Raw genomic sequence first — 3,546 nt, 5'->3', positions numbered from 1 at the left:
CGGGTGCCCGTCGCCTTGTCGCGCGGCGCCGCCGACCGGCCTTCGGAAGGCGTGCGCGCGGCACCGTCCCGGGACGCGGCCGTTCTCCGGCCGCCCTGTTGCGGAGCGCCACGTCTGCCGGCGCCTCGCGGCCGGGAGGAGGGCGGCTGCCCTGTGGAGTGGTCCAGTCGCAGTTCGTAGTTGCCGGTCTGCGGGTTGAGGACCCACTGGTCGGCGGGGTCGATCTCGTCCGCCTGTCCACGGCTATGCGCATCCACGGTTGCTTGAATCCTCCGTCGGTGCCACGCGAGGCGCCTCCCCCAAGGCGCTCGGTCTTTCGATCCAGCAGTGCAGGGCCTCGCGGTCCGATGCACCGGATCGCGTCACACTATCCGCCCAGTTCAGCGTCGAACGACGCCAGTGACAAATTCCACGACTCTTACAAGCGGGCAATCTGCCCAATCTTCATGGACTGAAGGACTTTGTTTGATTATTGCTTTACTCACACAGGCCCGCCGCGGCGTTTGAGCCCTCGAAAGTGGGCCCAGGGTTCGGTGTCGAACCGGCGGTCGCGGTCGGTCCCGCGGTGGGAGTCGAGCCGGCGGTGGGAGCCGAACGGGCGGTGGGACCGGCGTCGGCGGTGGTGCTCGGTCCGCCGGTGGGACCGGCGTCCGCGCCGCCCGGCGTTTTGACGGATACAGGTCCGTCCTCGCGCAGCCGCTCGAAGAGATTCTCCGCGTCGGGCTGGACGAGTTCGTCGCGGTTCCGGTCCGCGCTGTACGGCTGCCGGGGAACGGTCATGAACTGCACCTTTTCCACCGGTACGCTCTGCATCGAGCGCGCCAGATCGTACAGGCCGGTCAGCGAGGCCAGGCCCGGATCGGTGGTGATGGACTTCGTCGCCGCGTCCAGCACTGGATAGAGCCGGGTCGGATTCAGCAGCACTCCATTGCTCCGCACCTTCTTGAACAGGGCGCCGAGGAAACGTTGCTGCCGTTCCATACGCTGGGTGTCGCTGCCGTCACCGATGCCATGACGCGCGCGTACGAAACCGAGGGCCTGCTCGCCGTCGAGTGTCTGGGTCCCGGCGGGCAGTTTGAGCTGTGCCTGTATGTCGTCGACCGGCTCCTTGAGACAGACCTCGACACCGTCGACCGCGTCCACTATGCCCTTGAAACCGCTGAAGTCGACCACCATGTGGTGATCGACGCGGATACCGGTGAGCTTCTCGATCGTACGGATCGTGCACGCGGTGCCACCGAACTGGAACGCCCAGTTGAACTGCGCGAACTGGTCCGTGGTGCGGGTGCCGTCCGGCTTGCGGCAGCTCGGGATGTCGACCATCAGGTCGCGGGGTATGGAGACGGCGGTCGCGCTCTGCCGGTCCGCGGCGAGATGCAGCAGGATCGTGGTGTCGGAACGCTGTGAACCGCTGTCGTCGCGCCCGTACTTGTCATTGCCCTCGCCCGAGCGGCTGTCGGAGCCGATGAGCAGGATGTTCTTCGCGTCGAGCACGATCGGGGTGGGACGCTCCTTCTCGTACGTACGCAGCTCGGCGGCGGCGGTGGTGTCGGTGGTGATGTTGCCGTCGAGCTTCTTGTAGAACCACCAGCCCGCACCAGCGACGGCGAGCACCACGACGGAAGTGCCGAGCGCGGTCCAACGCAGCCAGTTGCGCCTGCGGTTGAGATCCGATGCGGTGGCTTCGGCATCGTTGTCGTCGCTGACTCCGTTGTCGGTGTCGGCCGGTCCGGCCGGCGTGCTGCCAGCACTGTCGGTCACGTCTGCGTCCATCCTTCAAGCCGTCGGCGGCGCACTGGGCCGCCGCCGGTTGCTGGGGTAGACGGGCGAACACCGCGCTTGGTTGTGCTGTGTGTTGCTGTGAATTGCTGTGAATCGCAGGTATCGCTGATCCTGTACGGCCCGGTGACGGTGTGTGTTACAGGAACGTTCAGGGGTGATGACGACGCGGCGCGCGGGCGGCCGGAGTCGCGGTGGTGGTGGCTCGGTGGTGGCTCAGCGTGTGCTCACAGTGCGCGATGCGTCACACGCTCGCTCTCGACGCGCTTTTCGAGCCCGTCGGCCGGCAGTTGGCCGAGATGCCGGCACAGGACGGCGGATCCGCCCGCCGCGAGCGGCGCGAACAGCCCGGCCGACAGCCCTTCCCAACTGTCGTACGGGAGGCCCGACAGCAGCCGGGATCCCGCGGTGAGTCCGCGCTCGTCGGCGTCCTTCCGCGCCCGCGCGACGAGTTGGGCCGAGGTCAGCTCCCTACCGTCGACGGCGAGCGCGGGCGCGTCCGGGTCCACCGGTGCGTACGGCGCGAAGCGGTCGCCCTGGCCGGGCACCTCCACCGCGTAGTCGATGAAGCCCTCCGGAGGCCGCGGAAACCGGCCGCCCAGCGGGCGCAGTGCCAGCGCCACCCGCTCGCCGGCGCACGCGCGCGCCGCGTCGAGCGCCTCGGGACCGGGACCGCTGACGACGAGATCGGCCGCGGCAGGATCGCCGCCGATGTCGACGGTCACACCGACCGAGGAACAGGCGAGCAGCCACACCGCGCTCTGCCAGTGCGCGGGCAGCAGCAGCGCGAGCCGGTCGCCGGGCGCCGCGCCGAGATCCCCCTGGAGCAGGTTCGCGGTCTTGGACACCCAATTGGCGAAGGTGGCCACGGACAATTCGACACGTTCACCGGTGGCGTCGTCGTAGAAGGTGACCAAAGGGCGGGCGGGATCCGTGGCGAGAGCGGATCGCAGCAGGTCGGCGGCGGTGCGATGGCTGGCGTTCACTCGGGAAAGAGTACGCCGCGGGGCCGGGCGGCCACCGCCGTACCGGTGAAGGCGTCCACCGGTTGGACCGGCACACCGTCAGTTTTCCGGCGGGCGGGTCCGGCGGGCCGCGCCCAGGATCGGCACATGCGTGCCTACCTTGCGTCTTCGATCGGAGCGGTGTGCACCGCCGCGCTGGTCCTTCCACTGTCACAGCCGACAAGCGCGCTCGCCGCGCCACGGATCACCGCTCCACGGGACGCCGAAGCGGCACCCGGCTCCACCCGGTCGTCCACCCAGTCGCTCCCGCTGACCGCCCTCGCCTCGGACCGCGCGTCCGGTGGCGCTCCGGAACAGGACGCGGCACAAGGGCTGGTCCGCCGCGCGGTCCGGCCCTTCTCACTGCTCGGCGTCGTCTGGGACGACGCCGACGCCGAACTCCACGGCACGGTCCAGGTCCGTACCCGCGTCAGGGCGACACACGGCTGGTCCGGCTGGCAGGACCTGGAGACACACAACCAGGAACACGGCGCCGATCCCGGTACGACGGAACGCGACGCGGCCACCGTGCGCGGCTCCACGGCACCGCTCTGGGTCGGCGACTCGGACGGTGTGGAGATCCGTGTACGGGCGGCGGAGGAGCCGGGCGCGGAGGGAGCGGCCCGCGAACTGCTGCCGCACGGGCTGCGCCTGGAACTGGTCGATCCGGGGAAGGATCCGGCGGATCCCGCCCGGCCCGGCGCCACCGACATTCCCGCCCTGTCCAAGGCGGAGACCGAAGCGGGCCTCGCCGGCGCGGGCC

2 protein-coding genes and 2 pseudogenes are annotated in these 3,546 nt (G+C 69.9%); 1 reads left to right on the top strand and 3 read right to left on the bottom strand.

Annotated elements, in window-relative coordinates; genetic code table 11:
• From GA0115259_RS39765 to GA0115259_RS33410, 3 genes and pseudogenes are all read right to left on the bottom strand, one after another.
• Window positions 1-257: pseudogene (locus tag GA0115259_RS39765) on the bottom strand (LytR family transcriptional regulator); the annotation flags it as partial.
• A 220-nt stretch (window positions 258-477) separates the two neighbouring features.
• Window positions 478-1,761, bottom strand: a complete 1,284-nt coding sequence (locus GA0115259_RS33415) for an LCP family protein (RefSeq protein WP_370749088.1) — start codon at window positions 1,759-1,761, stop codon at window positions 478-480.
• Between the two features lie 245 nt (window positions 1,762-2,006).
• The gene (locus tag GA0115259_RS33410) at window positions 2,007-2,765 is read right to left on the bottom strand and encodes a TIGR03089 family protein (RefSeq protein WP_093603877.1); all 759 of its coding nucleotides are present in this window, start codon (window positions 2,763-2,765) and stop codon (window positions 2,007-2,009) included.
• A gap of 126 nt (window positions 2,766-2,891) precedes the next feature.
• Here GA0115259_RS33410 and GA0115259_RS33405 point away from each other — a divergent pair.
• Window positions 2,892-3,546: pseudogene (locus GA0115259_RS33405) on the top strand (N-acetylmuramoyl-L-alanine amidase); the annotation flags it as partial.

The organism is Streptomyces sp. MnatMP-M17, assembly GCF_900091995.1.
GTDB lineage: Bacteria > Actinomycetota > Actinomycetes > Streptomycetales > Streptomycetaceae > Streptomyces.
Note: the sequence above shows the minus strand (reverse complement) of the source record. Positions and strands in the feature narration are given on the sequence as shown.